The following is a 26981-nucleotide window of genomic DNA, read 5'->3' as shown; positions in this document are numbered from 1 at the left end:
CCGTCCTCACCGAGTGTGGGACCAAGACCCGGCAGAACCGGGCAAGCCCGACGGCGTGTCACCCGACCCGGTGATCATTCCGGGTCAGCGCACTAGAAAACTGCTGAAATACTCGCGGCATGACCTATGTTGCGGACAGTGAGCGGTACGAGCGGATCGCCTACCGGCGGTGCGGGCGCAGCGGGCTGCGGCTCCCGGCGATCTCGCTGGGGCTGTGGCACAACTTCGGCGACGACCGGCCGCTGGACGTCCAGCGGGCGATCCTGCGGCGCGCGTTCGACCTCGGCGTGACGCATTTCGACCTCGCCAACAACTACGGGCCGCCGTACGGGTCCGCCGAGATCAACTTCGGGCGGATCATGCGGGAGGACCTCGCGCCCTACCGGGACGAGATCATCATCTCGACCAAGGCCGGGTACGACATGTGGCCCGGCCCGTACGGTGAGTGGGGGTCGCGCAAGTACCTGCTCGCCAGCCTCGACCAGTCGCTGCGCCGGATGGGAGTCGACTACGTCGACATCTTCTACAGCCACCGGTTCGACCCGGAGACGCCGCTGGAGGAGACGATGGGGGCGCTGGACCGGGCCGTCCGGTCCGGTAAGGCGCTGTACGCGGGCATCTCGTCGTACTCCCCCGAGCGGACGGCCGAGGCGGCGGCGATCCTGCGGGAGATGGGGACGCCGCTGCTGATCCACCAGCCGTCCTACTCGATGCTCAACCGCTGGATCGAGGGCGGGCTGCTCGACACGCTCGGCCGCGAGGGCGCCGGCTGCATCGCGTTCTCGCCGCTCGCGCAGGGGATGCTGACCGACAAGTACCTCGACGGGATCCCGGCGGGGTCGCGGGCCAGCAAGGGCACGTCGTTCGCGTCCAGCCTGCTCAGCGAGGAGAACGTGCGGCACGTCCGGACGCTCAACGAGATCGCCCGGGAGCGCGGGCAGTCGCTCGCGCAGCTGGCGCTGGCCTGGTCGCTGCGGGACGGGCGGGTCACCTCCGCGCTGATCGGCGCGAGCAGCGTCGCCCAGCTGGAGGAGAACCTCGCGGCCCTGGACCGGCTCGACTTCACGGCGGACGAGCTGGCCGCCATCGACCGGGACGCCGTCGAGGCGGGCATCAACATCTGGGCGGCCTCCAGCGCGGGCTGATCAGGTGTGCATCGACGGGGCGTGACCGGGCACGAGCAGCACATGGAAGAGATGATGCTGCGCAGCGCCGCGTTCAACGATCACACGCTGATGCCGTCGGACTATTCGCACGACAGCGGGGACGTCTCGCCCCCGCTGGAGTGGTCGCCGGCCCCCGAGGAGGTCGTCGAGCTCGCGCTGGCCTGCGAGGACCCGGACGCGCCGGCCGGCACGTTCGCGCACTGGCTGCTCGCCGGGATCGACCCGGTGTCCACGGGCCTGGACGCCGGGGAGCGGCCGCCGGAGGCCGTCGCCGGCCGCAACGACTTCGGGTCCGACGGGTACGGCGGGCCGAAGCCGCCGGCCGGCGACGACCCGCACCGGTACTTCTTCCGGCTCTACGGGCTGTCGGAGCCGTCCGGGCTGCGGGACGGCTTCACCGCGGAGGATCTGCGGGACGCCCTGGAGGAGAAGGTCGTGGCGTCCGGCACCCTCGTCGGCACATTCGCGAGGTGATCCGATGGGCTCCCCCGACCGGCCGGATCCCGACCGGCTCGACCCCGAGGGCCGCGGCCCCGAGCCGTACGGCCCGGAGTTCCACGGTCCGGGCTCGCACGGGCCCTACCGGCACGAGCAGCCGCGCGGCAGCGAGCCGCTGAACGCCCGCAGCCCGCTGCGGCTGCGGGCGGTCCTGTCCGGGATCGCGCTGGTCATCGCCGTCGCGGCGGCGATCGTCTTCGCGGTCGGGGCGCAGGGGGACGGGTCGTGGGCGGCCGCCGGCATCTGCGCGGCCGTCGCCGTGATCGCCGCGATCGACCTCGTCGTGATCGCGAGGCGCGCCCGGACCTGAGCCTCAGTGGCGGTGGTCCGCGGCGGCGGCCTCCGGGTGGGCGAGCAGCCAGGCGATCCGCCCGCGGCTCTCCTCGTCGGTGGGCGTGTAGGTGACCAGCCGCGCGCCCGGCGCGGCGCTGATGTCCATCTGCAGTGCCCTGGTCCGGATCTCCCCCGCCGCGTGGTGCCGGAAGGTCTTGGTGCTCGATCCCGCCAGCGCGACGTCGTGGGACGCCCACAGCCGCGCGAACTCCGGGCTGACCGCCTGCAGCCGCCGGACGATGTCCTTCCAGCCGGGCTCGTCCAGATGCCGGCTGTAGCGGTGCCGGAACGCCGCGACGAGCCCGGGCGCCGTCTCCATGAGGTTCGCGACCGGGTTGCAGCACGGCGGCAGCGTGAACGCCATCCACATCGAGTTCCGCTCGCAAGGCCGGGCCGCCTCGACCGCCGGGAAGATCGCCGCGTAGGCGGCGTTCCAGGCGAGGATGTCGGACCGGCCGTTGGCGACCGAGGCGGGAATCGGAACGAGCGCGTCCAGCACCGTCTGGACGTCCTCGGGCAGGTTCCCCGTCTCCTCGTCCACCACGGCGTCGGGGACGTCGGCGAGCCGGTACAGGTGCTCGCGTTCGGCGCCGTCCAGCCGCAGCGTGCGGGCCACCGCGTCCAGCACCTGCGTGCTCGCGTTGATGGGGCGGCCCTGCTCCAGCCACGTGTACCAGGTCACGCCGACCCCGGCGAGCTGCGCGACCTCCTCCCGGCGCAGGCCCGGCGTGCGGCGCCGGAGTCCCGGCGGCATCCCCACGTCCTCGGGTGTGATCCGCTCGCGCCGGCTGCGCAGGAACGCGGCCAGCTCGCTGCGGCGGCGCGGCCCCGCGCCGTTGCGGGCCGGGGCCTTCCCGGTGATGGTCTCGGCAGTCGTCATCGTCACTCCCCCAGCCTGCCTCCGGTCGGCGGCGCCTTCCAGGTGCTGCCAGTACCAGTATCACCAGGCTCTCGTTACGGGTACCGGCGCAGCCGCACGCTTGAACACATGACACAGACAACCGATCTGCGCGGGATTGTTCCCGAACGGGGGTCGCGGAACGGAGCCGGCGGCCCGCTGCTCGCCGTCATCCTGCTCGGCCAGTTCATGGGCATCCTCGACACGAGCATCGTCAACGTCGCGCTCCCGACGATGCGGGCGGACCTGCACGCCTCCGGGGCCGGGCTGCAGCTCGTCGTGGCCGGATACATCATCTCCTACGCCGTCCTGCTGATCACCGGGGCGCGGCTCGGCGCCCTCGCGGGCCACCGCCGCATGTTCCACCTCGGCCTCGCCGCCTTCACGGTGGCGTCGCTGGCGTGCGGGCTGGCGCCGTCCACCGGCACGCTGGTGGCATTCCGCTTCCTGCAGGGCGCCGCCGCCGCGCTGCTGACCCCGCAGGTCATGTCCATGATCCAGCGGAACTTCACCGGCGCGGCCCGGGCCCGCGCGCTGAGCTTGTACTCGGCCGTGATCGCGGGCGGCATCGTGGTCGGGCAGGCGGCCGGGGGCCTGCTGGTCAGCGCCGACCTGTTCGGTACCGGCTGGCGGACGGTCTTCCTCGTCAACGTGCCGATCGGGGTGGCGCTGCTGCTCGCCGGGCCGCGCGTCCTGCCCCGCGACGAGGGCGTGCCCGGCCTCCGGAACCTGCGCGCGCAGCTGGACCTGCCGGGACTGCTGACCCTCGCCGGCGCCGTGCTGCTGTTCGTCGTCCCGCTGATCATGGGGCACGAGCTGGACTGGCCGCGGTGGGGCTGGGCGTCGCTGGCCGCCAGCGCCGTGCTCCTGGCCGCGTTCGTCGCCGTGGAGCGCCGCGCGGCCGCCGCGGGCGGGCGGCCGCTGATCTCGGCGCGGGTGCTGCGCGCGCCGCTGCTCGTGCCGGCCTGCGTGGCGATACTGTTCGGGCCGGGCAGCTGGGGGGCGTTCCTGTTCACCACCACCCTGCACCTGCAGGGCGACCTGCGGATGTCGCCGCTGGAGTCGGGCCTGGCGTTCATCCCCTGCGTGACGGCGTTCGCCGTGGTCGGGCTGAACTGGCAGCGGCTCCCCGCGCGCTGGCACCGCCCGGTCATCCCGGCCGGGTTCGCGATCGCGTCCGCCGGCTACCTGTGCGTCGGCCCGCTCGCCGGCGGCGGCGCGGCCTACGAGGCGCTGACCGTGGTCATCGGGTTCGGCCTCGGCGTGATGCCGATCATCATGATGACCGCGCTGCAGCACGTCCCCGCCGAGGACGCCAGCGACGCCAGCGGGCTGCTGCTCACCCTCATGCAGCTGGCCCAGGTGATCGGCATCGCCACGGCCGGCACCCTGTTCCTCACCCTGGCCGAGTCGGGCGGCTCCACCCGGCACGCCGAGTACGGCACCGGCTGGGCGCTCGCCGCCGCCACCCTGCTCGGCGCCGTCTTCGCCCTCTCGCTGGCCCGCGGCCGGACCGCGGCCCGGGCCTGACCGCTCAGTACTCCGACAGCCGGGCCCGGGCCGCCTCGACGGCGGGCGGGACGGGGCGGCGGGCGCCGGCCACGGAGGGCAGGGCGCGGACCGCGGCGGCGAGGCCGGCGCGGCCGTCCCGGCTGGTCAGCGCGGACGCGGCGGTGCGGGCGACCGCCGGGAGCGGGCGCCGCAGCCACGCGGTGAGCAGCCGGTTGCGGACCTCCCGGCGGCGCCGCCCGGCCGGGTCGCGGCCCGCCGCGGACGGGTGGTGGTGGACGACGAGCTCCGGCACGTAGGCGAGTCCCCACCCGGCGGCGGCCAGGTCGAGCGCGAGCAGTTCCTCCTCGCCCGCGAAGTGCAGGACGTCGGAGAAGCCGCCGGCGTCGAGGAAGGCGTCCCGGCGCACGATGACCGAGCAGGCGAGGAAGCCGAGGACGGCCGGTCCGGGGAGCCACCCGGGCCGGCCGAGCGGCGACGCGGCCATCTGCGCGGAGACCGGTTCGAGCCGCTCCTCCGCGCCGATGAGGACGCGGGCGGCGAGCAGGGCCGTGCGCGGGTGGGCGTCGAGGATCTCCACGGCCCGTTCCAGCGCGCCGGGCGCCCACCACGAGTCGTCGTCGGCGAACGCGACGTAGCGGGTGGCGGCGCGCTCGGCGCCGGCGTTGCGGGCGGCGGCGCCCCGGTTGCGGGGCAGCCGCAGGACGGTGGCGCCGGCGGCCTCGGCGACGGCGGCGGTGTCGTCGGCGGAGGCGTTGTCGGCCACGATGACCGGTGCGGTGTGGTGGCCGAGGCTGCGGCGCAGCTCGGGAGCGCGGTCGCGGGTCGCCACCACGATGGTCACGTCGGGCATGTGCTCCCTCAGCTCACGTAGCGGCGGGCCGCGGATTCCCGCTGGGCCGTCTCCAGGCTGCGCAGCCGGTCCTCGACGTCCGGCGGCAGGGTGCGCCGCTCGCGGGCCACCCAGCCGAGCCCGGCGGCGGCCTCGGCGAGGGCGCCGGCGGTGACGCGGTCGCGCGGCAGCGTGCGCAGCAGCCCGGCGGTGCGGCGGACCGCGACCGGCAGCGGGCGGCGCAGCCAGGTGAACCACAGCGTGTTGCGGATGCCGTGGCGGCGCCGCAGGTGCGCTTCGCGAAGGCGGGACGGCTCGTGGTGGACGACGACGTCCTCGGCGTAGCAGAGGTGCCAGCCGCGCGCCATGAGGTCTGCGCTGAGCAGCTCCTCCTCACCGCCGAGCCACAGCCGCGAGGAGAAGCCGCCGGCCGCGCGGAACGCCTCCGTCCTGACCATGGAGGCCCCGGCCAGGAACGAGCCGAGCGCGGGGCCGGGCAGCCACGCCGGCCCGGGGACGGGCGAGTCCCGCAGCTCGGGGACGATCGGGTCCTCGCGCCCGCCGGGCTCCACCAGGATCCGCCCGGTGACGACCGCGAGCCGCGGGTGGGCGTCGAGCAGGCCGGCGGCGCGGGACGGGGCGTCCGGGTCCCACCAGGTGTCGTCGTCGCAGAACGCGACGTACGGGGTGCGGACGTGGTCGACCGCGAGATTGCGGCCGACGGCGCCGAGATTGCCCGGCGACCGGATCAGGGTGACCTCGGGGAATTCGGCCGCGACGGCTTCGGCGGTGCCGTCCCGCGAGGCGTTGTCCACCACGATGACCGGGGCTTCCTCGGACAGTTCCCGCACGTGCGCGAGGGTGGCGAGAAGGGACTCCCGCCTGTCGCGGGTGATGACGACGACGGTGAAGCGCATGAACCCGCACGTACCCGGCTTCCTACCCTCTATGTACGCACATCCGTCACCACCTGGCACTTTAGTTCACCAGCGACTTTCCCGACCTTCGCGTTTAGGTCCACCGCTATCGGCAATGCCAAATCACCTATAGGGGATTTGCTCCCGGCGGAACCCGCCAAGAGCCGATGTCTAAGACGACGTCATCGGCACGCCATCGAATCCTGCGCCGAAACGGGGCTCACATGCGCGTGCTCGGAATCAACGCGATCTTTCACGACCCGGCCGCCGCGCTCGTCGCGGACGGCAGGGTCGTCGCGGCGGCGGAGGAGGAGCGCTTCAGCCGCCGCAAGCACGGGAAGCGGCCGGTCGCCTTCTCCGGCTGGGAACTGCCGGAGAACGCCGCCCGCTGGTGCCTCGAGGAGGCCGGGCTGGAGCCCGGCGACCTCGACGCCGTCGCCTACTCCTACGACCCCGCCCTCGTCGAGCCGGGGCTCGACGGGCACGACGCCCAGTGGGAGCGGCTGCGCACCCTGTACGCGCAGCGCGCCCCGAACTTCCTCGCGACCGCGCTGCCCGGGCTCGACCCGGGGATCGTCCGGTTCGTCCCCCACCATGTGGCGCACGCCGCGTCCGCCGCGCTGGCCGCGCCGGGACCCGGCGACGGCGACGTGCTCGTCCTGGACGGCCGGGGCGAGTCGCACTCGCACCTGGCCGGGACGTACCAGGACGGACTGCTGACGCCGCTGCACGCCCAGCGCCTCCCCCACTCGCTCGGGCTCATGTACGAGGACCTCACCGAGCACCTCGGGTTCCTGCGCTCCAGCGACGAGTACAAGGTGATGGCGCTCGCGTCCTACGGGGAGCCGCGCTTCCTCGGCGAGCTGCGCGGGCACATCCGCGCGACCGGCGACGGCGGCTTCGCGGTCGCCGGCGTCGACTGGGGCTCGCTCGCCAAGGCGCGGAAGGCCGGCGGCGAGTGGACCCGCGACCACGCCGACCTCGCCGCCAGCGTCCAGGCCCGCCTCGAAGAAGTGCTGCTGGACCTGGCGGCCTGGCTGCACGGCGAGACCGGTTCCCGCCGGCTGATGCTCGCCGGCGGCGTCGCGCTCAACTGCGTCGCCAACTCCCGGCTGGCCGAGGCCGGCCCCTACGACGACCTGTGGGTGCAGCCCGCGGCGGGCGACGCCGGCACCGCGCTCGGCGCCGCGCTCCACCTGGCCCGGGACGGCGGGGACCCGCTGACCGGCATGCCCGGCGCGGACCTCGGCCGCCGGTGGGACGACCGGGAGATCGCCGCGCGCCTCGGCACCGCCAAGATCCCCTACGAGCGGCCGGACGACCTGGCCGCCACCGTGGCCGAGGCGCTCGCCCGCAACGAGATCGTGGCGTGGTTCCAGGGCCGCTCGGAGTTCGGGCCGCGCGCGCTGGGGCACCGCTCCCTGCTCGCCCACCCCGGCCACGCCGGCAACGTGGAGCGGCTCAACGACGTCAAGGGCCGCGAGCAGTTCCGGCCGATCGCGCCGATGGTGGCGCTGGAGCACGCCGCCGAGATCTTCGAAGGCCCGATCCCCAGCCCGTACATGCTGTTCGTGCACCGGGTCCGGCCGGAGTGGCGCGAGCGGATCCCGGCCGTCGTGCACGTGGACGGCACCGCCCGCATCCAGACGGTCGCGGCCGGCGGCGAGCCGCTCGTGGCGCGCCTGCTGGAGGAGTTCCGCCGCCGGACCGGGCTGCCCGTCCTCGTCAACACCAGCCTGAACACCGCCGGCCGCCCGATGGTCGACGACCCGCGCGACGCGCTGGAGTGCTTCGGCTCCGCACCGGTCGACCTGCTCGCCATCGGGCCGTTCGTGGTGCGCCGCCGGGAGGTGCACGCCTGATGGGCTGCACCGTCGTCATCCCGACCGTCGGCCGGGAGAGCCTGCGCGTCACGCTGCACGCGCTGCTCGCCGGGCCGGACGGCGATCCCGGCCCGGGACCGCACGAGATCATCGTGGTGGACGACCGGCCCGCGCCCGGCGCGCCGCTGCCGCTGCCGGCGACGGCCGGGCCGGAGATACGGGTGATCAGGTCCGGGGGCCGCGGGCCCGCCGCCGCGCGCAACGCGGGCTGGCGCGCCGCCGCGACCGAGTGGGTGGCGTTCCTGGACGACGACGTCGAGCCCGAGCCCGGCTGGCCCGCCCGGCTGGCCGCCGACCTGGCGGACCTGCCGCCCTCGGTCGGCGGGTCGCAGGGCCGCGTCACCGTCCCGGCACCGGACGGCCGGGCGCCGACGGACTGGGAGCGGAACACGGCCGGGCTCGCGGGCGCCGACTGGATCACCGCCGACATGGCGTACCGGCGCGGCGTCCTCGCCGAACTGGGCGGCTTCGACGAGCGGTTCCGCCGCGCCTACCGGGAGGACGCCGACCTGGCGCTGCGCGCGCTGAACGCCGGGCACGGCCTCGTCCTCGGCGACCGGCGCGTCACGCACCCCGTCCGGCCCGCCGGGTTCTGGGCGTCGGTGCGGGCGCAGGCCGGCAACGCCGACGACATCCTCATGTGGCGCGTCCACGGGCCCTCCTGGCGGGCCCGCGCCGGGGAGGGCCGCGGCCTCCTCGGCCGGCACGCGCTCACGACCGCGGCCGGGCTCGCCGCGCTCGCGGCCGCTCCGAGGAGCCGCCGCGCCGCCGCGGCCGCCGGCGGCGCGTGGGCCGCGCTGACGGCGCGGTTCGCCTACGAGCGGATCCGGCCGGGCCCGAGGACGCCCGGCGAGGTGACGAAGATGCTGGCCACCAGCGCCGCGATCCCGCCCGCCGCGATCTGGCACCGGATCCGGGGCCTCGCCGCCCACCGGCGGGCGCGGGACTGGGGCGGGCCCCGCGTCGTGCTGTTCGACCGCGACGACACCCTCATCCGGGACGTCCCGTACAACGGGGACCCGGCGCGGGTCGAGCCGATGCCGGGCGCGCGCCGCGCCCTCGACCGGCTCCGCCGGCACGGCGTCCGCATCGGCGTCGTGTCCAACCAGTCCGGGGTCGCCAAGGGGCTCATCGGCACCGGCGACGTGCGGCGCGTCAACGCCCGCGTCGAGGAGATGCTCGGCCGGATCGACGTGTGGGAGTTCTGCCCGCACGGCGACGGCGACGGCTGCGAGTGCCGCAAACCCGAGCCCGGCATGATCGAGCGGGCCGCGGAGCGGCTCGGCGTCCTGCCGTCCGACTGCGCCGTCATCGGCGACATCGGCGGCGACATCGAGGCCGCCGCCGCGGCGGGCGCGCGCGGCATCCTCGTGCCGACCGGGCGGACCCGGCCGGCGGAGATCGCGCGGGCGCCGGAGACGGCGCCGACGCTGGACGCCGCCGTCGACCTGGTCCTCGGCGGAAGGCGGCGGCCATGAGAGTCCTCGTCGCACGCCAGGACAACATCGGCGACGTGCTGCTCGCCGGGCCCGCCGTGCGGGCGGTCGCCGGACGCGCCGGCGAGGTCGCGCTGCTGTGCGGGCCCCGCGGCCGGGCCGCCGCCGACATGCTGCCGGGCGTGGACCGCGTCATCGAGTGGCGCGCCCCCTGGATCGACCCCGACCACGTGCCCGTCGAGCGGGCCGCGATCGACCGGATCGTCCGGGAGCTGCGCGGGTTCGACCGGGCGCTGATCCTCACCTCGTTCCACCAGTCGCCGCTGCCGCTCGCCCTGCTGCTCCGGCTCGCCGGGACGCCGTGGATCGGGGGCATCAGCGAGGACTACCCGGGGTCGCTGCTCGACCTGCGGCACCGGCCCGACAGCGACGTCCCCGAGCCGCTGCGCATGCTCGCGCTGGCCGAGGACGCCGGGTTCCCCTCTCCCGCCGACACCCGGCTGCGGGTCCGCGAGCCGCTGCCGGACACCGACCACCTCACCGGGCGGCCGGGCTACGTGGTGGTGCATCCGGGGACGTCCGTGCCCGCGCGCGCCTGGCCGCCGGGACGCTGCGCGGAGGCGGTCCGGCTGCTGCGGGCGGCCGGGCACCGCGTGGTCGTCACCGGCCACGGGGACGAGAAGGAGCTGACCGCGTTCGTCGCCGGCGAGGACGGCCTCGACCTCGGCGGGCGCACGTCCCTGCCGGAGCTGGCGTCGGTGCTGGCGGGCGGGTCCGCCGTCGTCGCCGGCAACACCGGCCCCGCGCACCTCGCGGCGGCCGTGGGCACCCCGGTCGTGTCGCTGTTCGCGCCGACCGTGCCCGCCGCCCGGTGGGCGCCGTTCGGGGTGCCGCTGGCGCTGCTCGGCGACCAGCAGGCGCCCTGCAAGGACAGCCGAGCCCGCGAGTGCCCGGTCGACGGCCACCCCTGCCTGTCGTCCGTCAGCGCCGACGAGGTCGCCGCGGCCGTGGAGATCCTGGCGTCGGTGGAGGAGGTTCCCACCCGATGAGAGTCCTGATGTGGCACGTGCACGGCTCGTGGGCGACGTCGTTCGTCCACGGCCCGCAGACCACGCTCGTCCCCGTCACCCCCGGCCGCGGACCGGACGGCAAGGGGCGGCCCGACACCTTCGCCTGGCCCGGCCGCGCGGTCGAAGTGCCGCCGGAGCGGCTCCGCGACGAGCACGTGGACGTGGTCGTCCTGCAGCGCCCCCATGAACTGCTGCTGGCGGAGGAATGGCTCGGCAGGCGCCCCGGACGCGACGTCCCCGCCGTCTACGTCGAGCACGACACGCCGCGCCGGACCCCGTCCGACGTCGGGCTCCCCGAGGAGGTCGTGCCCGACAGCCGGCACCTGCTGCACGACCGCTCCGACATCCCCGTCGTGCACGTCACCCACTTCAACCAGCTGTTCTGGAACTGCGGCCGCGCCCCGACCACCGTCATCGAGCACGGCATCGTCGACCCCGGCTACCGGTACACCGCCGACATGCCGCGCGCCGGCGTCGTCATCAACGACCCGCTGCGGCGCGGCCGCGTCGCCGGCACCGACCTGCTCCCCGAACTCGCGGCGGCCGTCCCCCTCGACCTGTTCGGCATGAACGTCACCGGGGCGCCCGAGCGGCTCGGCATCCCCCCCGAGTCGCTGTGGACCTTCGAGGACCTGCCGCAGGCGAGGATGCACGAGGAACTCGCCCGCCGCCGCGTCTACGTCCACCCCTACCGGTGGACGTCGCTCGGCCTCGCGCTGATCGAGGCCATGATGCTCGGCCTGCCGGTGGTGGCGCTCGCCACCACCGAGGCGGTCGAGGCGGTGCCGCCGGAGGCCGGGGTGCTGTCCACGCGCGTCGCCACGCTGGCCGACGCCGCGCGGACCCTGGCCGCCGACCCGCCGCGTGCGCGCCAGATGGGCAAGGAGGCACGGGCCCACGCCGTCGACCGGTACGGGCTGCCGCGCTTCCTGCGCGACTGGCGGCGAACTCTCCAGGAGGTAACGCGATGAGAATAGCCATGATCTCCGAGCACGCCAGCCCCCTCGCCGCCAAGGGAGGGCTGGGCGGGGCGGACGGCGGCGGGCAGAACGTGTTCGTCGCGGAACTGGCCACCGAGCTCGGCCGCCAGGGCAACCACGTCACCGTCTACACGCGGCGCGACGCCCCCGTGCTGCCCGTCCGGGTGCGGCTGGCGCCCCGCGTGACCGTCGAGCACGTCCCGGCGGGACCGCCCGAGCACATCGCCAAGGACGACCTGCTGCCCTGGATGCACGACTTCGGGAGGTACCTGGAGCGGCGCTGGGCCGCCGACCCGCCCGACGTCGCGCACGCCCACTTCTGGATGAGCGGGCTCGCCGCGATCCAGGCCGCGCAGGCGGCGGGCGCGCGGCGCGTGCCGGTCGTGCAGACCTACCACGCGCTCGGCACCGTCAAGCGCCGCCACCAGGGCGGCAAGGACACCAGCCCCGCCTCGCGCGTCCGGCTGGAGCGCGCGATCGGGCGCGGCGCCGACACCGTCATCGCGACCTGCTCCGACGAGGTCGCCGAGCTGGCGGCGATGGGCGTCCCCCGCGACCGCGTCCGGGTGGTGCCGTGCGGGGTCGACCTGAGCCTGTTCGCCCCGGCCGGCCGCGCCGCGCCGGGGGACGGGCGGCCGCACCGCATCGTGGTGCTGTCCAGGCTCGTCGAGCGCAAGGGCGTCGACACCGCCATCCGCGCGCTCGCGCACCTGCCGGGCGCCGAACTGGCCGTCGCCGGCGGGCCGCCGCGCGGCGGCCTCGGCGCCGACCCCGAGGTGCGCCGGCTGCGCCGGGTCGCGCGGGACGCCGGCGTCTCCGGGCGGGTCGAGTTCCTCGGCCGGCTCGGCCGCGCCGAGGTGCCGCCGCTACTGCACTCGGCGAGCCTCGTCGTCACGCTCCCCTGGTACGAGCCGTTCGGCATGGTGCCGCTGGAGGCCATGGCCTGCGGCGTGCCCGTGGTGGCGAGCGCCGTCGGCGGGCACCTCGACACGGTCGTGGACGGCGTCACCGGGACGCTCGTCCCGCCGCGCGACCCCGGGGCGGCGGCCGGCGCGATCCGGGCGCTGCTCGACGACCCCGCGAAGCGCGAGGCGATGGGGGCCGCGGCCGGCGGCCGGGCCCGCGAGCGCTACTCGTGGGCGCACGTGGCCGCCGGCACCGCCGAGGTCTACGCGCATGCCGCCGCGCTGAGCGAGGTGGCCGCATGACCGCGCAGACCGGTGTCCGGACCCGCACGTCCACCGTCCACGACCGGCGGCTGGAGGCGCTCGCCGAGGCGGCCCTGCGGTTCCGCGACCAGGTTCCGACGATCGAGGGCTGGGGCCGGCGCCTCGCCCGCGTGCTGCAGGGCGGGGGGCGCCTGCTCGCCTGCGGCAACGGCGGCAGCGCCGCCGAGGCGCAGCACCTGACCGCCGAGCTCGTCGGCCGGTTCGAGAGCGAGCGGTGCCCGCTGTCGGCGATCCCGCTGCACGGCGACACCTCCTCGGTCACCGCGATCGGCAACGACTACGGCCCGGTCACCGTGTTCGAGCGGCAGGTCCAGGCGCACGGCCGTCCCGGGGACGTGCTGGTGTGCCTGTCGGCCAGCGGCCGCAGCCCCAACGTGATCGCGGCGGCGCACCGCGCCCGGCGGATCGGGCTGGCGGCCTGGGCGGTCACCGGGCCGGGCCCGAACCCGCTCGCCGAGGCGTGCGACGACGCGATCACCGTGGCGGCCGGGACCACCTCGACCGTCCAGGAGATCCACCTCGCCGCGATCCACCTGCTGTGCGGGGTGGTCGACGAAGCACTGGGGGTGACATGACCGCACCGCTCGTCGTGGTCGGCGACGTCCTGCTCGACATCGACATCGTCGGCACCAGCAGCCGGCTGTGCCCGGACGCGCCCGTCCCCGTCGTCGAGCAGGCCGAGGAGCGGCCCCGCCCCGGCGGCGCGGGCCTCGCGGCACTGCTGGCGGCGGCGGCCGGGCGCGAGGTGGTGCTCGTCACCGCGCTCGCCGACGACGAGCCGGGCCGGCGGCTGCGCGCGATGCTGGAGAAGCACCTGGAGGTGGCCGCGTTCCACCTGCACGGCGGCACCCCCTGCAAGCTGCGCATCCGCTCCGGAGGACAGTCGGTGGCGCGCCTGGACGCCGGGGAAGGGCGGGCCCTCGACGGGCCCGTCGGTCCGCGCGTCACCGACGCCATCGCGGGGGCCGGCGCCGTGCTGGTCTCCGACTACGGCCGCGGCGTCACCCGGCACCGCGCCGTCCGCTCCCTGCTCGGGGAGCTGCCCGCGAGCGTGCCCGTCGTGTGGGATCCGCATCCGCGCGGCGAGCCGCCCGTCCCCGGGGTCCGGCTGCTGACCCCGAACGAGCAGGAGGCCGCCCGCCTCGCCGCCGCCGACGGCGCCGACATCAGCGGGTTCGGGCTGTCGGCCGCCGGCCGGCGCGGCCGGCACCTCGGCCGCGCCTGGGGCATCGAGGGCGTCGCGATCACGCTCGGCGCCGAGGGCGCGCTGCTGTGCGGCGGGTCCGAGGCGCCGTTCCTCGCGCCCGCCGAGCCGGCGCGGGGCGACTCGTGCGGCGCGGGCGACAGCTTCGCCGCCGGCGCGGTCGGCGCGCTCGCCGACGGCGCGGCGCTCACCGCGGCCGTCACCGAGGGCGTCCACCAGGCGTCGGAGTTCGTCCGCGCCGGGGCCGCCGCGGCGCTGTCGGCGCAGCTCGCCGAGACCGGCACCGCCCGGCTCGTCCCCGAGCGCGGGGAGGACGCCTGGGACATCGTCGAGCGGACCCGGCGCGCGGGCGGGACGGTGGTGGCGACCGGCGGCTGCTTCGACCTCCTGCACGCCGGGCACGTGAGCCTGCTGCAGCAGGCGCGGCGGCTCGGCGACTGCCTGATCGTCTGCGTCAACTCCGACGCGTCCATCCGGCGGCGCAAGGGGCCGACCCGCCCGGTGACGCCCGCCGCCGACCGCGTGCGGGTGCTGGAGGCGCTCAGCGACGTCGACGCCGCGGTGGTGTTCGACGACGACACCCCGGCGCCGCTGCTGGAGCGGCTGCGCCCCGACGTGTGGGTGAAGGGCGCCGACTACGCCGGGACCACGCTGCCCGAGGCCGACACGGTCCGGGCCCACAACGGCGAGATCGTCCTGCTGCCCCTGCTGGAAGGGCGCTCCACCACGCGCCTGCTCTCGACCACGCGGACAACGCGGACCACGAAGGGAAGTGCGTCATGAACGTCCTCATCACCGGTGGCTCCTCCGGTCTCGGCGCGGCCGTCGCACGCAGGGTCGCCGACGACGGCGGACGTCCGCTCGTCCTCGACCGGCACCCGCCGAAGGACGACTTCGAGCACATGCAGGCCGACCTGGCCGACCGGCGGTGCGCCGAACGCGCCGTGCACGGCCTGGCGCGCGCCGCCGGGGGGCTGAACGCCGTCGTCACCGCCGCCGGCATCGACGCCTGCGGGACGCTCTGCGAGGTCCCCGCCGAGGACTGGGAGCGGGTGATCCAGGTGAACCTGCTCGGCACCGCCGCCGTCGTCCGCGCCGCGCTCCCCTACCTGGAGAACGAGCCGCACGGGCGGATCGTGACCGTCGCGTCCACGCTCGGGTTCCGCGCGCTGAGCGACGCGACCGCGTACTGCGCCTCCAAGTTCGGCGTCGTCGGCTTCACCCGGGCGTTCGCCGCCGAGATGGCCGGGAAGGTCGGCGTCACGATGATCGTGCCCGGCGGGATGGACACCGCGTTCTTCGACGACCGCCCCGACCAGTACAAGCCCGGCGCGGACGCCGAGCTGAACCGGCCCGAGGACGTGGCGGCGGCCGTCGCGTTCGCGCTCGCCCAGCCGGCCGGCTGCGAGGTGCGCGAACTCGTCGTCTGCCCCTCCCATGAGCCTTCGTGGCCGTGACATCCCGCCTCGTCCCGGCCTCGCGCGTGCTGGTGCTGCGCGCGCTGGGGCTCGGGGACCTGCTGACCGCCGTCCCGGCGTTGCGGGCGCTGCGGCGGGGGCTGCCGGACGCCCGGATCACGCTGGCCGCGCCGGCGGAGCTCGCCCCGCTGGCCCGCGCGACCGGCGCGGTCGACGGCGTCCTCCCGGCGGACGGCCTGGACGCTCCGCTTCCCGCCGCCGGGCCGGTGGACGTCGCCGTCAACCTGCACGGATCCGGGCCGCGGAGCCACCGGCTCCTCGCGGCCCCGCGGCCGGGCCGGCTGCTGGCCTTCGCCTGCCCCGCCGCGCCGCACACCGGCGGGCCGGAGTGGGACCCCGGCGAGCACGAGGTCGCGCGCTGGTGCCGGCTCACCGCCTTCTACGGGTTCGACGCCGACCCCGCCGACCTGGACCTGCCGGTCCCCGCGGCCGCGTCGCCCGCGCCGGGCGCCGCCGTCGTCCATCCGGGCGCCGCGTTCCCCGCGCGCCGCTGGCCCGCCGAGCGGTTCGCGGCGGTCGCGGCGGCGCTGCGGGACCGCGGCGAGCGCGTCGTCGTGACCGGCGGCCCCGGCGAGACGGGCCTCGCCCGCCGCGTCGTGGACCTCGCCGGGCTGGACGAGTCCGCCGACCTCTCCGGCCGCACTCCCCTGCCGGAGCTCGCCGCGCTCGTCGCGGCGGCCCGGCTGGTGGTGTGCGGCGACACCGGCGTCGCGCACCTCGCGACCGCCTTCCGCACACCGTCGGTGCTGCTGTTCGGCCCGACGCCGCCCGGCCGCTGGGGACCGCCCGACCGCGCCGAGCACCGCGTCCTGTGGGCGGGCCGCCACGGCGACCCGCACGGGCGCGAGCCCTGTCCCGGCCTGCTGGAGATATCCGCGGACCAGGCCGTCGAGGCCGCCGGGACGGTGCTCACCCACGAGAAACGATGAGGGGGAACGATGAGACATCCACGCGCCGTCGTCACCGGAGGGTCCGGCTTCCTCGGCTCGCACCTGTGCGAGGCGCTCCTCGCCGAGGGGATCTCGGTGGTGTGCATGGACAACCTGCTGACGGGGACGTCCCGCAACATCGCGCACCTGACCGGCCGGCGGGACTTCACCTTCCTGAAGCGCGACCTCACCGAGCCGGTGAGCGTGCCGGGCGACGTCGGCTGCGTCTTCCACCTCGCGTCGGCCGCGTCGCCGGCCGACTACCTGCGGTACCCGATCCAGACGCTGGAGGTCGGCAGCCAGGGTACCCGCAACGCGCTCGAACTGGCCGAGGCCAAGGGCGCCCGGTTCGTCCTCGCCTCCACCTCCGAGGTGTACGGGGACCCGCTGGTGCACCCGCAGCCCGAGTCGTACTGGGGCAACGTGAACCCGGTCGGGCCGCGCAGCGTGTACGACGAGGCCAAGCGGTTCGGCGAGGCGCTGACGTCGGCGTTCCGGCACTCCCGCGGCCTCGACGCGGCGATCGTGCGGATCTTCAACACCTACGGGCCGCGGATGCGCCCCGACGACGGCCGCGCCATCCCGACGTTCCTGCGGCAGGCGCTGACCGGCGAGGACCTCACGGTGACCGGGGACGGCTCGCAGACGCGCTCGATCTGCCACGTGGACGACACCGTCCGCGGCATCCTCGCCCTCGCCCTGGCCGGCCACCCGGGGCCGGTCAACATCGGCAGCCCGTACGAGATCTCCATGGCGGACCTCGCGCAGCTGATCATCGAGCTGACCGGCTCGCCGTCCGGGATCCGGTTCATCGGCCGTCCCGAGGACGACCCGCGCGTCCGGCGCCCGGACACCCGCCTGGCCGAGGACGTGCTCGGCTGGCGTCCCCGCATCACGGTCGAGGAGGGCCTGCGCAGCACCATCGAGTGGTTCGGCAGGGAGCTGCTCGTCGCCCGCACCGCCTGACCTGCGACACGACGCGGCGGCCGCGATGAGCCTCATCGCGGCCGCCGCGCGTTCAGCGCGCGCCGAGCACGTCCAGCAGCTCGCCGATCACCGCGCCGTCCGCCGCGACCGCGGGCGCCCTCCCGGCTCCCCCGGGCGACAGCGCCCAGTCCCACCACCGGTCGAGCTCGGCCGCGTCCAGCAGCGGCTCGTCCCGCCGGTCCCCCGGCACGGTCACGACGGCGGGCCACGACCACGCCCGCGCCTGCGCGGTGACCTTCGCGCCGCCGCCCACCGGGTCCACGGCCAGCGGGGGCACGCCGTTCTTCAGCGCCAGGACGAGCCCGTGCAGCCGGGTCGTCACCACCAGATCGAGCCTGCGCAGCACCGACTCCAGTTCGGCCGCCGTGCCGAACAGGCGCCAGTCGCGCGGATCGAGCCGCGTGTCCAGGGGCAGCCGCGCGCACTCGCGCGCGGCGAGCCAGTCCGTCAGCTCCCGCTGGATCCGGTCGTGCAGCCGCCGCCCGCCGTACTCCCGCTGGCCGGGCGCGAGGACGACGCCGACGACCGGCACCGGCGGGGTCGCCGGCTGCGCCGCCAGGTCGTGCCGCGGCGCCTCCCCCGGTGCGTCGCGCGCCAGGACGGCGTCGAACCCGGTGACCGCCGGGTCGTCCGGGTCGATGACCGAGACGCCCACGGCGACGCGGGTGCAGCGCGCGTACCGGTGGTGCAGCTCCTCGATCTGCGGTCCGTGCAGCGGCCCGCACGCGAACACCAGGTGCGTGTAGGAGGCGGGGTGGGCGCGGTCCAGGTCCAGGCCGCCCGGCCGGAAGACCGGGCTCCACGCGAGGTCGCACTCGACCTGCGCGGCGGCCAGGCCCCGCCGCACGGCCTCCATGGCGAGGACGTCGCCCGCCGTCGCCTCACCGTGGAGGAATCTCGGCCACCCTGCCACCAGGACCCGCATCCGCTAGCCTCCCTGCGCCACCTTGACCCTGGCCAGATGCTTCTCCTGGCTGCTACCCGTGGCCGTCCGTCCCATGTACCGCCCGGCCGGCGGCCCGGCCGCGCCGTGGGCGTGCCGCGCCCGGCACGTTGACCTGCCCCTCGGGCGACACTTCAGACACCTTCCGGTTTACGGACACGGCCTTATGGGGAGAGTCACCTCGCGGCCCACTCGCGAGCTCGGAGCCAAGTGCCCCGAACTACGAGCATGGGCCGCACCACGTTTCACCCCGGCAGCGCCTGGGCCACGACCATGCCGCAGTAGGCGGCGCCCAGCCCCGCCGCGATGCTCGCCGCGGCGTTGAGCACCGCGTAGGAGCGGGCCCCGGTCTCGGCCAGCCGCAGCGTCTCGAAACCGAACGTGGAGTACGTGCTCAGGGCGCCGCAGAAGCCCGTCCCGGCGAAGGCCATCACGCCGCCGTCCGCCGGCAGCGCCGCGAGGAGGCCCAGCAGGAACGATCCCGCGACGTTGACGGTGAACGTCCCCCAGGGGAACACCGAGTCGTGCCGTGCCTGGACCGCGCGGTCGGTCAGGTAGCGCAGCGGAGCGCCGAACGCGGCGCCCAGCGCGATCAGCAGGATCGTCACTCGCCGGCCTCCGCGGCCCGGCGGCGGATCAGCGACCTGGTCAGCCGCACCCCGGCGAGGACGGCGGCGAGCGCGGCGGCGAGCGTCAGCGCGAGGTAGGCGAGCCCGATCCGCGGCGCGCCGTGCGCCACCGCCCGCTGGACGTCGACCGTGTAGGTCGAGAACGTGGTGAACCCGCCGAGCACTCCCACGCCGAGGAACGGCCGGACGAGCCGGTGCGCGCGGCGCACCTCGGTGATCAGCACCATCAGCGCGCCGATCAGCAGGCAGCCCGAGACGTTGATCCAGAAGACCGGCCACGGGAACTCCCCCGGGCCGTACGGGAACGCGCTGCTCAGCCCGTACCGCGCGAGCGCGCCGAGGACGCCGCCCGCCGAGATCGCCCCCAGCGTCTCCCAGGGCGCCTGCCGCAGCTCGGCGCGCTGCTGCGGGACGTGCAGATCGACATCGGGGTCCACGGGAGGTGCGGGCATGGCGCCCCAATCTACCCCCCGGTCAGGGTTCGGGGCGGTCGGCCCGGCCCCGCCGGCCGCCGGTCTGGACGCCGCGCGCCTCGATGAAGGTCTTGAACCGCCGCAGGTCTCCCCGCACGCGGTGCGTCAGGGCGCCGAGCCGGTCCCCGGCCTTCTCCGCGAAGCCCTCGGGGTCGATCTCCAGCTGCGCGGTGATGCGGGTGGTGGTCTCGTCCAGGCGGTGGAACGTCACGACGCCGGCGTGGGTCGGCCCGTCCAGGGACTTCCAGGCGACGCGCTCGTCGGGCAGCTGCTCGGTGATGCGCGCGTCGAACTCGCGGGTGACGCCGGCGATCCGCGTCGTCCAGTGCAGGGTCGTGTCGTCGAGCCGGCGGATCTCCTCGATGCCGTCCATGAACCGCGGGAACGTCTCGAACTGCGTCCACTGGTCGTAGGCGGCGCGGATCGGGACGGTGACGTTGACCGATTCGGTGATCGTGCTCACGGCTCCCACCTCCTGCCTCACCGCCCGGTTACCCGCCTGACGTGCGTCTATCCGCGCGATGCCGGCCGGACCGTGTGATCACTTTTCTGCCGGGTAGGGGGACCGCACCGAGCGACAGCCCCCTGCCCTCGCCGGCCTCGTCCGAAAGGGGAAGCATCCGCATGACGTCGGCGCAGACGAACCGGTTCAACGACGGCCAGACCGAGATCCTGCTCGCGGAGATGAAGACGCTCGGGGAGGACGATCCCCGGCGGGAGCGGCTGCGGGCGCGCATCGTCGACATGCACGCCCCGCTGGTCCGTGGCGTGGCGCGCCGGTACGCCAATCGCGGGGAGCCCCTGGACGACCTCCAGCAGGTCCCCTACCTGGGGCTGGTCAAGGCCATCAACCGGTTCGACCCGGGGATCGGCGACCGCTTCGTCACCTACGCCTACCCCGTGGTGACGGGCGAGGTGAAGCGGCACTTCCGCGACAAGACATGGGGCATCCGGGTGTCGCGCCGCATCCAGGAGCTGCGGCCGATCCTCCAGCGCACCATGCAGGAGTTCACCCGCGAGCACGGCCGCTCCCCCACGACCGCGGAGATCTCCTCGCTCATGGACATCACCCAGGAGGAGACCGTCGAGGTCATCATCGCCTGCGACGCCTACCGCCCGCTGTCCCTGGAGGCACCGGCGGACGGGTCGCCGAGCGGCGAGAACGGCACGGTCGGCGAGTACCTCGGCTCGGACGACCCGGCGCTGGACGCCTTCATCGACGGCCACGCCCTCGCCCCGCTGATAGACGACCTGCCCGAACGCGAGCGCACGATCCTGCTGCTGCGGTTCTTCGGCAACAAGACCCAGACGCAGATCGCCGAGCAGATCGGTCTGTCCCAGATGCACGTCTCCCGCCTGCTCCGCGCCACCCTCGACCGGCTCCGCATGGGCCTGCTGGCGGAGGGCTGAGAGTCAGGGCCTCGGGAGCGCGCACGTCCTGCCCAGCACCACGTCGTTGCCCGCGCCCAGGCAGCGGGCGAGCAGGTAGGTCTGCTGCCCGTAGTGGATGCCATGGCGGACGGTGATCCGGCCCTGGCGGTCGACCTCGCAGGGGTTGTTGAGCGTGCAGCGCTCACCGTCGTCGTTGCCGGTGTTGTTGACGCCGACGACCCGGCGCGTGCGGGCGTCGATGATCGGTGAGCCGGACGTGCCGTGGACCGTCTCGCACTGCGGCGTGTACCGGAGGGAGTCCCGCCACGTCCAGCCGGCCTCGCGCAGCCGGTACACGACCGCGTCGATCTCGCAACCATAGATCCTCCGCCAGTAGCCGGACACGACCCGGATCTCCGTGCCCGCGCGCGGCCCGGCCGCCGACAGCGGCAGGGCGGGGACGCCGTACCGCCTCCGGATCGCGGCGTAGCTGCTGTTCAGCCGGTAGACGGTCACGTCGGTACCGGTCATCGTGGCGTACTCGACCCGTGTTGCCCGGAGGGTGCCGAGGTCGCCGCGGCCCGTCCGGTCGAGGAGCCTGAACGTCCTGGACGACGGCCGGTCCACGATGACCTCGCCGGGCTCGGGCATCCCCGACTCCAGGCAGTGGCCGTTGGTCAGGACCAGCGCCGCGTCGGTGTCGCGGGAGCGCGGCCCCCGCACGAGCGAGCCCGAGCAGTTGCCGAGCGCGACGATCCCGGTGAAGTCGACCGCGGCGGTACCCCGGTGCGGGGCGGGAGCGGCCTGCGCGGTGCCCGCGGTGAGCGCCCCGGCCGCCGCGACGGCGGCGAGGACGGCTGCGGCGGGGCGTCGGGGCATGCGGCATCCTCTATTCGGCGGGCCCGGAGCGCACTCCGGTCGGTGACGGGATGGTCACCGGCCGGATGCTAGATCATCCTCCGCCCGATGAGAAGGACCGCCGTGTCAGTCGACGTCCACCCACCCGTAGGTGCGCTCGACGGCCTTCTTCCAGCCGGCGTAGCCGGTCTGGCGCTGGTCGTCGGTCCAGGTGGGTTCCCAGCGCTTGTCCTCGTTCCAGTTCTGGCGGAGTTCGTCGGTGGTGTTCCAGAATCCGACGGCCAGGCCGGCGGCGTAGGCGGCGCCGAGCGCGGTGGTCTCGGCGACGACCGGGCGGGAGACCGGGACGCCCAGGATGTCGGCCTGCATCTGCATGCACAGCTCGTTGGCCGTGACGCCGCCGTCGACCTTGAGGACGTCCAGGGAGACGCCGGAGTCCTCGCGCATCGCCTCGACGACGTCGCGGGACTGGTAGCAGATGGCCTCGAGGGTCGCGCGGGCCACGTGGGCGTTGGTGTTGAACCGCGACAGCCCGACGATGGCGCCGCGCGCGTCCGACCGCCAGTACGGGGCGAACAGGCCCGAGAACGCCGGGACGAAGTAGACGCCGCCGTTGTCGTCGACCTGCCGGGCCAGCGACTCGCTCTGCGCGGCGCCGGAGATGATGCCCAGCTGGTCGCGCAGCCACTGCACCGCCGACCCCGTCACCGCGATCGACCCCTCCAGCGCGTACACGGCCGGGTGGTCGCCGAACTTGTAGCAGACCGTCGTGAGCATCCCGGCCTTGGACCGGACGAGCTCCTCACCGGTGTTCAGCAGCAGGAAGTTGCCGGTGCCGTAGGTGTTCTTGGCCTCGCCGGGCGCGAAGCACACCTGCCCGACCGTCGCGGCCTGCTGGTCGCCGAGGATGCCGGTCAGCGGCACCTCGCCGCCGACCGGGCCGTCCGCGGTGGTCGTCCCGTACGGCTCGGGGGCGGAGGACGGCTTGATCTCCGGCAGCATCGAGCGGGGGATGCCGAAGAACGACAGGAGCTGGTCGTCCCAGTCGAGGGTCTCCAGGTCCATCAGCATGGTGCGGCTGGCGTTGGTCGGGTCGGTCACGTGGACACCGCCGTCGCGTCCGCCGGTGAGGTTCCACAGCACCCACGTGTCCATGTTCCCGAAGATCGCGTCGCCGTTCTCGGCGGCCTCACGGACCCCGTCGACGTTCTCCAGGATCCACTGGACCTTGCCGGCGGAGAAGTAGGTCGCCGGCGGCAGCCCGGCGCGGTGCCGGATCGTCTCGCCCCGCCCGTCGCGTTCGAGCGCGGACGCGATGCGGTCGGTGCGGGTGTCCTGCCAGACGATCGCGTTGTAGTACGGGCGTCCGGTGCGCCGGTTCCACACCACGGCCGTCTCGCGCTGGTTGGTGATGCCGAAGGCGGCCAGGTCGGCGTGGCTCAGGTTCGCCTTGTTGAGACCGGACTGGATGACCGCGCGGGTCCGCTCCCAGATCTCGGTCGGGTCGTGCTCGACCCAGCCGGCGCGCGGCAGGACCTGCTCGTGCTCCAGCTGGTGGCGGGCGACCTCGTTGCCGCCGTGGTCGAAGATCATGAAGCGGGTGCTGGTGGTGCCCTGGTCGAGCGCTCCGACGAAGTCGGCCATGACTCTCCCTTTCTGCCGGCGGGGGCGTGACCCCGTCAGGAAACGTCTTTGTCCAAGGGCGGCTCGAGCGACTCGGTCACTTCCTCCTCGTCCGGGATGTTGCGCCCGATGAGCAGGACGTAGAGGCCGGCGCCGAGAAGGCCGCCGATCAACGGCGCGGCGATGGGCACCCAGAAGTACAAGTCCCCGTACTGGTCCCGCCATGCGCTCCCGTACCCGGTGAGGTACTGGGCGAGCCGGGGACCGAGGTCGCGGGCCGGGTTGATCGCGTACCCGGCGGCGGAGCCGAACGCCATCCCGATCGCCACCACGATGAACCCGATGATGAGCGGGGCCAGGTTGGCCAGCGGCGGCGCGTTGCGCAGATCGACGAGGGCGAGGACGAGGAAGAGCAGGATGGCGGTGCCGATGATCTGGTCGCGGAAGGCGCCCCAGGTGTGGATCGGCAGCGACCCGTTGCCGGGCATCGTGGAGAACACGAACTGCGTCTTGGCCGTCAGGCCGGGGTCGAACTTGTGCAGGATCTCGGTGTAGTTCCACCGGACGATCAGCGCGCCCACGAAGGCGCCGAGCGTCTGCGCGAAGCAGTACGGCAGCACCTTGCGCCACGGGAAGCCCCAGAAGGCGGCGAACGCGACGGTCACGGCCGGGTTGATGTGCCCGCCGCTGATCCGCGCGCAGGCGTAGACGCCCAGCGTCACCCCGAAGCCCCACGCCCAGGTGATGGCGTCGTGGCCGCCGAGGCTCTGCGGGGCGCCGAGCCCGCTCCCCGCGACGACCTGTGCGACGACGCCGACGCCGAACAGGATCAGGATCATCGTGCCGACGAACTCCGCGATCATCTCCCGGACGAGCTCGGGGGCCCACGGCCGTCGCGTCATCGCTCCTCCTCAAGGGTGTGTGACGTAGAGCACAGCCGTCGCGAACGTAAATACGCCCGGCAAGATCGGTCAACGGGTACTTGACGACAATGTCGACACCCTGCGCCGTCCATCACACCCCCGGTCCCCCCGGCCCATGCCCGCGATGGCGTGATCGTTCCCAGAAGAGGGCCCGGTACACGGACCGGTCCGCGGTCAGTGCCCGCGGAACGCCTCCTCCAGCCACCAGGCCGGCCGGCCCTTCGTGACCTTGGCGTCCACGACCATCGGCCGGTCCCGCGGGCCCGCCAGCCAGTCGCCGACCGGGGCGAGGTCGCCGGCGCGGCGGACGGTCGCCGCCGCGCAGCCGAAGCCGCGTCCGATGGCGGCCAGATCCGCCGGCGGGAACGTCACCGTGTCCAGCGGATGGCCGCCGGGACCGAAGTGGTGCACCTCCGCGCCGTACGCCTCGTCGTCGTAGACGACCACGAGCAGCCCGAGCCCGAGCCGGACGGCGGTCTCCAGTTCCGGGGCCGCCATCAGCGCGCCGCCGTCGCCGAGCGCGGCGACGGCGAGCCGGTCCGGGCGGGCCACGGCGGCGCCGATCGCGGTGGCGAGGCCGAGCCCGACCGACTGGAACGCCTGGGTGAACACGAGCCCGTCGCCGTCCGGGACGTCCAGGAACATCGCGGGGTAGCCCATGAAGTTGCCCGAGTCGACGGCGACCGTGCGCTCGCGGGGCAGCATCGCGTCCAGCGCGATCGTCAGGGTCCGGGGGTCGATGCGGGGGCCGTCGGCGTCGTCCTTGGCGGCCGGGTGCTCCTCGTACGGGACGTCCTGCCAGCGGCCCTCGCGCGCGAGCCGCTCCGCCGCCCCGGGCGTCCGGTAGCCGGTGGCCCGGTGCCCGCGCGCCTCCAGTTCGGCGAGCACGGCCCGCGCGGTCTCGGCGGCGTCGCCGATCAGGCCGAGGTCGACCTGGCGGTGCGCGCCGAGGGCGCGGGCGTCGACGTCGACCTGCACGACCTTCGCGCCGGGGCCGATGAGGGCGCCGTGCCGCGTCGTCCACATGTTCAGCGAGCAGCCCCAGCCGACAACGAGGTCGGCGCCGCGGATCAGCGCCGCGGCGGCCGGGGTGGCGAACCCGCCGCTGACGTCCAGCGCGAACGGGTCGCCGGCGAACAGGCCGCGGGCGACGGCGGACGTCGCGGGCAGCGCGCCGCAGCGCCCGGCCAGCTCGACGAGCGGCTGGCGGGCGCCGGCCAGCCGGGCGCCCCGCCCGGCGACGAACACCGGCCGCCGCGCCGCCTGCAGCACGTCGGCGAGCCGGGCGACCGCCGCCGGCGGCGGCACCGGCAGCGGCGGGATCTGGGACCGGCCGGGCCGCGGCGCGGCGGCCCGGCGCTCCGCCTCGTCCGGCAGCGCGGCGCCCTGCACGTCCAGCGGCAGGCCGAGCAGCACCGTGCGGCGCTCGGCGACCGCGGTCCGGCAGGCGCGCGCCACGTCGTCGAGCGCGGTCTGCGGCGAGTGGACCCGCTCGGGGACGGCGCCGACGGCCGCGGCGATCGCGGCCTGGTCGATCCGGAAGTTGGAGCGGACCGCGCCGGCGGCCACCTCGCCCGCGACGACCAGCAGCGGCGTGCGGCTCTTGGCGGCCTCGGCGATGCCGGTGACGGCGTTGGTGAGGCCGGGCCCCTGGTGGACGCTGAGGACGCCGAGGCCGCCGCTCACCCGCGCGTAGGCGTCCGCCATCGTGGCGGCGCCGCCCTCGTGCCGGGCGGCGACGAACCGGGCGCCGTTCGCGATCATCGCGTTGGTGACGTGGAAGTTGCCGCTGCCGACGACCCCGAACACGGTGCCGGCGCCGAACCGCGCGAGGGCCTGCCCGACGGCCTCCGCGACGTTCATCGCTCGATCAGCGCGAGGACGCGTGCGGGGCTGCCGGAGCCGCCGACGATCGGCAGCGGCGAGGCGAGCAGCACGGCGCCGCGGGCCGGCAGCCGCTCCAGGTTCCGCAGCTGCGTGAGGCCGTACTTGCCCGCGCCGAGGAAGTAGGAGTGGCAGGGGAACGGCGGGTCGAACCCGTGCGCGCCGCCCGCGTCGGTGCCGACGGTCTCGACGCCGAGACCGAGGACGGGGGTCTCCTCGGCCAGCCACCGGGCGCACTCGGCGGAGATCCCCGGCGTGTGCGGGCCGTCCTCGTCGGCGTTGAGGAACGTGTCCTGGTCTCCGGACCGGACGTCCCAGCCCGTCCGGTAGAGCAGCCAGCCGCCGTCCGGGAGCGGGCCGTGCGTCTTCTCCCAGTCGCGGACGTGGTCGATCTCCAGCAGGAAGTCGGGGTCGCCCGCCACCCGCTCGGACGCGTCCAGCACCACGGCGGGGGCGACGAGGCGGCCGGGCGGGACCTGCGAGACGTCCTCGCCGCCGCGGCCGGTGGCCCAGTGCACGGGCGCGTCGAAGTGGGTGCCGACGTGCTCGCCGGTCTCTATGTCGTTCCAGTACCAGGCGGGCCCGCGGTCGTCGTACCGGCTGATCTCCTTCAGCCGGAACGGCGCGGTGTTGGCGAACGGCTCGGGCAGCCGGAGGATCGGCGTCCGCTCCGACAGCGGCGCGGTCAGGTCGACGATCTCCACCGAGCCGTCGGCGACGGCGGTGAGCAACTGGGCGAGCACGGACATCGTTCCTCCGGGCACGGGCGGCTGGGGGGTCGCGGGGGGTGCCTCGAACGTATCGCAGATGGCCCTGTTCGGAGGGTCGCCCGGCCCAGGCCGCCGGACCGTTCGCCCATCCTCATGCCGGGTCGCGTTTTTTCGTCGCCGGCTCCATGGACGCGCGGCGGCGGCTCGCTCACCATCGG

General features: G+C 75.1%; 27 protein-coding genes. 15 read left to right on the top strand and 12 right to left on the bottom strand.

Features of this window, described 5'->3' with window-relative positions:
• Nucleotides 1-119: 119 nt before the first annotated feature.
• From mgrA to AL2_RS38715, 3 genes are read left to right on the top strand one after another with little or no spacing between them, the layout of a single operon-like run.
• A complete protein-coding gene (mgrA, locus tag AL2_RS30180) occupies nt 120-1145 on the top strand; it encodes an L-glyceraldehyde 3-phosphate reductase (RefSeq protein ID WP_067639600.1) in 1026 nt (341 codons plus the stop codon).
• Between the two features lie 21 nt (nt 1146-1166).
• Nucleotides 1167-1640 carry a YbhB/YbcL family Raf kinase inhibitor-like protein gene (locus tag AL2_RS30175; RefSeq protein ID WP_245667036.1) on the top strand — a complete coding sequence of 158 codons (474 nt, stop codon included), beginning with the start codon at nt 1167-1169 and terminating at the stop codon, nt 1638-1640.
• Between the two features lie 4 nt (nt 1641-1644).
• A complete protein-coding gene (locus AL2_RS38715) occupies nt 1645-1974 on the top strand; it encodes a DUF6343 family protein (RefSeq protein ID WP_210748803.1) in 330 nt (109 codons plus the stop codon).
• 3 nt (nt 1975-1977) lie between these two features.
• Here the strand turns inward: AL2_RS38715 and AL2_RS30165 are convergent, their stop codons facing one another.
• On the bottom strand, nt 1978-2877 hold the full coding sequence (locus AL2_RS30165) for a helix-turn-helix transcriptional regulator (RefSeq protein ID WP_067639621.1): 900 nt from the start codon (nt 2875-2877) through the stop codon (nt 1978-1980).
• 108 nt (nt 2878-2985) lie between these two features.
• On the opposite strand from AL2_RS30165, the gene AL2_RS30160 reads away from it, so the two are divergent.
• Nucleotides 2986-4425, top strand: coding sequence for an MFS transporter (locus AL2_RS30160; RefSeq protein ID WP_067639598.1), 1440 nt, complete (start codon nt 2986-2988; stop codon nt 4423-4425).
• A 4-nt stretch (nt 4426-4429) separates the two neighbouring features.
• Here AL2_RS30160 and AL2_RS30155 read toward each other — a convergent pair whose 3' ends face one another.
• The gene (locus AL2_RS30155) at nt 4430-5257 is read right to left on the bottom strand and encodes a glycosyltransferase family 2 protein (RefSeq protein ID WP_067639596.1); all 828 of its coding nucleotides are present in this window, start codon (nt 5255-5257) and stop codon (nt 4430-4432) included.
• Between the two features lie 8 nt (nt 5258-5265).
• A complete protein-coding gene (locus tag AL2_RS30150) occupies nt 5266-6153 on the bottom strand; it encodes a glycosyltransferase family 2 protein (RefSeq protein WP_067639594.1) in 888 nt (295 codons plus the stop codon).
• Between the two features lie 224 nt (nt 6154-6377).
• Between AL2_RS30150 and AL2_RS30145 the strand changes: the two genes are divergently transcribed.
• Genes AL2_RS30145 through AL2_RS30100 form a run of 10 tightly spaced genes read left to right on the top strand, consistent with a single transcriptional unit; the run spans nt 6378 to nt 17328 of the window.
• Nucleotides 6378-8015, top strand: coding sequence for a carbamoyltransferase family protein (locus AL2_RS30145; RefSeq protein WP_067639592.1), 1638 nt, complete (start codon nt 6378-6380; stop codon nt 8013-8015).
• Nucleotides 8015-9514, top strand: a complete 1500-nt coding sequence (locus tag AL2_RS30140; protein WP_067639590.1) for an HAD-IIIA family hydrolase — start codon at nt 8015-8017, stop codon at nt 9512-9514. The genes AL2_RS30145 and AL2_RS30140 overlap by 1 nt, the downstream gene beginning before the upstream one ends.
• The gene (locus tag AL2_RS30135; protein WP_067639588.1) at nt 9511-10521 is read left to right on the top strand and encodes a glycosyltransferase family 9 protein; all 1011 of its coding nucleotides are present in this window, start codon (nt 9511-9513) and stop codon (nt 10519-10521) included. Before AL2_RS30140 ends, AL2_RS30135 begins: the two co-directional genes overlap by 4 nt.
• A complete protein-coding gene (locus AL2_RS30130; RefSeq protein WP_067639586.1) occupies nt 10518-11513 on the top strand; it encodes a glycosyltransferase family 4 protein in 996 nt (331 codons plus the stop codon). The genes AL2_RS30135 and AL2_RS30130 overlap by 4 nt, the downstream gene beginning before the upstream one ends.
• Complete coding sequence (locus AL2_RS30125; RefSeq protein WP_067639584.1) at nt 11510-12730, top strand: glycosyltransferase; 1221 nt, start codon at nt 11510-11512, stop codon at nt 12728-12730. The genes AL2_RS30130 and AL2_RS30125 overlap by 4 nt, the downstream gene beginning before the upstream one ends.
• Nucleotides 12727-13326, top strand: coding sequence for a D-sedoheptulose-7-phosphate isomerase (locus tag AL2_RS30120; RefSeq protein ID WP_083947030.1), 600 nt, complete (start codon nt 12727-12729; stop codon nt 13324-13326). The genes AL2_RS30125 and AL2_RS30120 overlap by 4 nt, the downstream gene beginning before the upstream one ends.
• On the top strand, nt 13323-14738 hold the full coding sequence (locus AL2_RS30115; protein WP_067639582.1) for a PfkB family carbohydrate kinase: 1416 nt from the start codon (nt 13323-13325) through the stop codon (nt 14736-14738). Before AL2_RS30120 ends, AL2_RS30115 begins: the two co-directional genes overlap by 4 nt.
• Nucleotides 14735-15412, top strand: a complete 678-nt coding sequence (locus AL2_RS30110) for an SDR family NAD(P)-dependent oxidoreductase (protein WP_067639580.1) — start codon at nt 14735-14737, stop codon at nt 15410-15412. Before AL2_RS30115 ends, AL2_RS30110 begins: the two co-directional genes overlap by 4 nt.
• A complete protein-coding gene (locus AL2_RS30105; RefSeq protein WP_245667035.1) occupies nt 15403-16362 on the top strand; it encodes a glycosyltransferase family 9 protein in 960 nt (319 codons plus the stop codon). Before AL2_RS30110 ends, AL2_RS30105 begins: the two co-directional genes overlap by 10 nt.
• Before the next feature lie 9 nt (nt 16363-16371).
• Complete coding sequence (locus AL2_RS30100) at nt 16372-17328, top strand: UDP-glucuronic acid decarboxylase family protein (RefSeq protein ID WP_067639578.1); 957 nt, start codon at nt 16372-16374, stop codon at nt 17326-17328.
• A gap of 52 nt (nt 17329-17380) precedes the next feature.
• Here the strand turns inward: AL2_RS30100 and AL2_RS30095 are convergent, their stop codons facing one another.
• The 4 genes from AL2_RS30095 to AL2_RS30080 form a co-directional block, all read right to left on the bottom strand.
• Complete coding sequence (locus tag AL2_RS30095; RefSeq protein ID WP_067639576.1) at nt 17381-18274, bottom strand: polysaccharide pyruvyl transferase family protein; 894 nt, start codon at nt 18272-18274, stop codon at nt 17381-17383.
• A gap of 263 nt (nt 18275-18537) precedes the next feature.
• The gene (locus tag AL2_RS30090; RefSeq protein ID WP_067639574.1) at nt 18538-18900 is read right to left on the bottom strand and encodes a fluoride efflux transporter FluC; all 363 of its coding nucleotides are present in this window, start codon (nt 18898-18900) and stop codon (nt 18538-18540) included.
• On the bottom strand, nt 18897-19373 hold the full coding sequence (locus AL2_RS30085) for a fluoride efflux transporter FluC (protein WP_067639572.1): 477 nt from the start codon (nt 19371-19373) through the stop codon (nt 18897-18899). The genes AL2_RS30090 and AL2_RS30085 overlap by 4 nt, the downstream gene beginning before the upstream one ends.
• Before the next feature lie 22 nt (nt 19374-19395).
• Nucleotides 19396-19857, bottom strand: coding sequence for an SRPBCC family protein (locus AL2_RS30080; RefSeq protein ID WP_067639570.1), 462 nt, complete (start codon nt 19855-19857; stop codon nt 19396-19398).
• A 161-nt stretch (nt 19858-20018) separates the two neighbouring features.
• Here AL2_RS30080 and AL2_RS30075 point away from each other — a divergent pair, with 161 nt between their 5' ends.
• Nucleotides 20019-20804 (top strand): SigB/SigF/SigG family RNA polymerase sigma factor, encoded by a 786-nt coding sequence (locus tag AL2_RS30075; protein ID WP_083947029.1) that lies wholly within the window; start codon nt 20019-20021, stop codon nt 20802-20804.
• A gap of 3 nt (nt 20805-20807) precedes the next feature.
• Here AL2_RS30075 and AL2_RS30070 read toward each other — a convergent pair whose 3' ends face one another.
• From AL2_RS30070 to AL2_RS30050, 5 genes are all read right to left on the bottom strand, one after another.
• Nucleotides 20808-21644: a trypsin-like serine peptidase gene (locus AL2_RS30070; protein WP_067639569.1), complete on the bottom strand. Its 837-nt coding sequence runs from the start codon at nt 21642-21644 to the stop codon at nt 20808-20810.
• Nucleotides 21645-21749: 105 nt separating this feature from the next.
• Nucleotides 21750-23267 carry a glycerol kinase GlpK gene (glpK, locus tag AL2_RS30065; RefSeq protein ID WP_067639567.1) on the bottom strand — a complete coding sequence of 506 codons (1518 nt, stop codon included), beginning with the start codon at nt 23265-23267 and terminating at the stop codon, nt 21750-21752.
• A gap of 35 nt (nt 23268-23302) precedes the next feature.
• Complete coding sequence (locus AL2_RS30060) at nt 23303-24148, bottom strand: MIP/aquaporin family protein (protein ID WP_067639565.1); 846 nt, start codon at nt 24146-24148, stop codon at nt 23303-23305.
• A gap of 195 nt (nt 24149-24343) precedes the next feature.
• Nucleotides 24344-26032: a thiamine pyrophosphate-binding protein gene (locus tag AL2_RS30055; protein ID WP_067639563.1), complete on the bottom strand. Its 1689-nt coding sequence runs from the start codon at nt 26030-26032 to the stop codon at nt 24344-24346.
• Nucleotides 26029-26802: a cyclase family protein gene (locus AL2_RS30050; RefSeq protein ID WP_067639561.1), complete on the bottom strand. Its 774-nt coding sequence runs from the start codon at nt 26800-26802 to the stop codon at nt 26029-26031. The genes AL2_RS30055 and AL2_RS30050 overlap by 4 nt, the downstream gene beginning before the upstream one ends.
• Between the last annotated feature and the right edge of the window lie 179 nt (nt 26803-26981).

Origin of the sequence: Actinomadura latina NBRC 106108 (genome assembly GCF_001552195.1) — a bacterium.
Lineage (GTDB): Bacteria > Actinomycetota > Actinomycetes > Streptosporangiales > Streptosporangiaceae > Spirillospora > Spirillospora latina.
Note: the sequence above shows the minus strand (reverse complement) of the source record. Positions and strands in the feature narration are given on the sequence as shown.

Coding starts and splice junctions, on each gene's coding strand:
- AL2_RS30135 (WP_067639588.1), top strand. CDS start 9,511: ATGAGAGTCCTCGTCGCACGCCAGGACAACATCGGCGACGTGCTGCTC.
- AL2_RS30070 (WP_067639569.1), bottom strand. CDS start 21,644: ATGCCCCGACGCCCCGCCGCAGCCGTCCTCGCCGCCGTCGCGGCGGCC.
- AL2_RS30095 (WP_067639576.1), bottom strand. CDS start 18,274: ATGCGGGTCCTGGTGGCAGGGTGGCCGAGATTCCTCCACGGTGAGGCG.
- AL2_RS30130 (WP_067639586.1), top strand. CDS start 10,518: ATGAGAGTCCTGATGTGGCACGTGCACGGCTCGTGGGCGACGTCGTTC.
- AL2_RS30150 (WP_067639594.1), bottom strand. CDS start 6,153: ATGCGCTTCACCGTCGTCGTCATCACCCGCGACAGGCGGGAGTCCCTT.
- AL2_RS30165 (WP_067639621.1), bottom strand. CDS start 2,877: ATGACGACTGCCGAGACCATCACCGGGAAGGCCCCGGCCCGCAACGGC.
- AL2_RS30075 (WP_083947029.1), top strand. CDS start 20,019: ATGACGTCGGCGCAGACGAACCGGTTCAACGACGGCCAGACCGAGATC.
- AL2_RS30155 (WP_067639596.1), bottom strand. CDS start 5,257: ATGCCCGACGTGACCATCGTGGTGGCGACCCGCGACCGCGCTCCCGAG.
- AL2_RS30055 (WP_067639563.1), bottom strand. CDS start 26,032: ATGAACGTCGCGGAGGCCGTCGGGCAGGCCCTCGCGCGGTTCGGCGCC.
- AL2_RS30120 (WP_083947030.1), top strand. CDS start 12,727: ATGACCGCGCAGACCGGTGTCCGGACCCGCACGTCCACCGTCCACGAC.
- mgrA (WP_067639600.1), top strand. CDS start 120: ATGACCTATGTTGCGGACAGTGAGCGGTACGAGCGGATCGCCTACCGG.
- AL2_RS30100 (WP_067639578.1), top strand. CDS start 16,372: ATGAGACATCCACGCGCCGTCGTCACCGGAGGGTCCGGCTTCCTCGGC.
- AL2_RS38715 (WP_210748803.1), top strand. CDS start 1,645: ATGGGCTCCCCCGACCGGCCGGATCCCGACCGGCTCGACCCCGAGGGC.
- AL2_RS30145 (WP_067639592.1), top strand. CDS start 6,378: ATGCGCGTGCTCGGAATCAACGCGATCTTTCACGACCCGGCCGCCGCG.
- AL2_RS30140 (WP_067639590.1), top strand. CDS start 8,015: ATGGGCTGCACCGTCGTCATCCCGACCGTCGGCCGGGAGAGCCTGCGC.
- AL2_RS30125 (WP_067639584.1), top strand. CDS start 11,510: ATGAGAATAGCCATGATCTCCGAGCACGCCAGCCCCCTCGCCGCCAAG.
- AL2_RS30160 (WP_067639598.1), top strand. CDS start 2,986: ATGACACAGACAACCGATCTGCGCGGGATTGTTCCCGAACGGGGGTCG.
- AL2_RS30110 (WP_067639580.1), top strand. CDS start 14,735: ATGAACGTCCTCATCACCGGTGGCTCCTCCGGTCTCGGCGCGGCCGTC.
- AL2_RS30060 (WP_067639565.1), bottom strand. CDS start 24,148: ATGACGCGACGGCCGTGGGCCCCCGAGCTCGTCCGGGAGATGATCGCG.
- AL2_RS30115 (WP_067639582.1), top strand. CDS start 13,323: ATGACCGCACCGCTCGTCGTGGTCGGCGACGTCCTGCTCGACATCGAC.
- glpK (WP_067639567.1), bottom strand. CDS start 23,267: ATGGCCGACTTCGTCGGAGCGCTCGACCAGGGCACCACCAGCACCCGC.
- AL2_RS30085 (WP_067639572.1), bottom strand. CDS start 19,373: ATGCCCGCACCTCCCGTGGACCCCGATGTCGATCTGCACGTCCCGCAG.
- AL2_RS30050 (WP_067639561.1), bottom strand. CDS start 26,802: ATGTCCGTGCTCGCCCAGTTGCTCACCGCCGTCGCCGACGGCTCGGTG.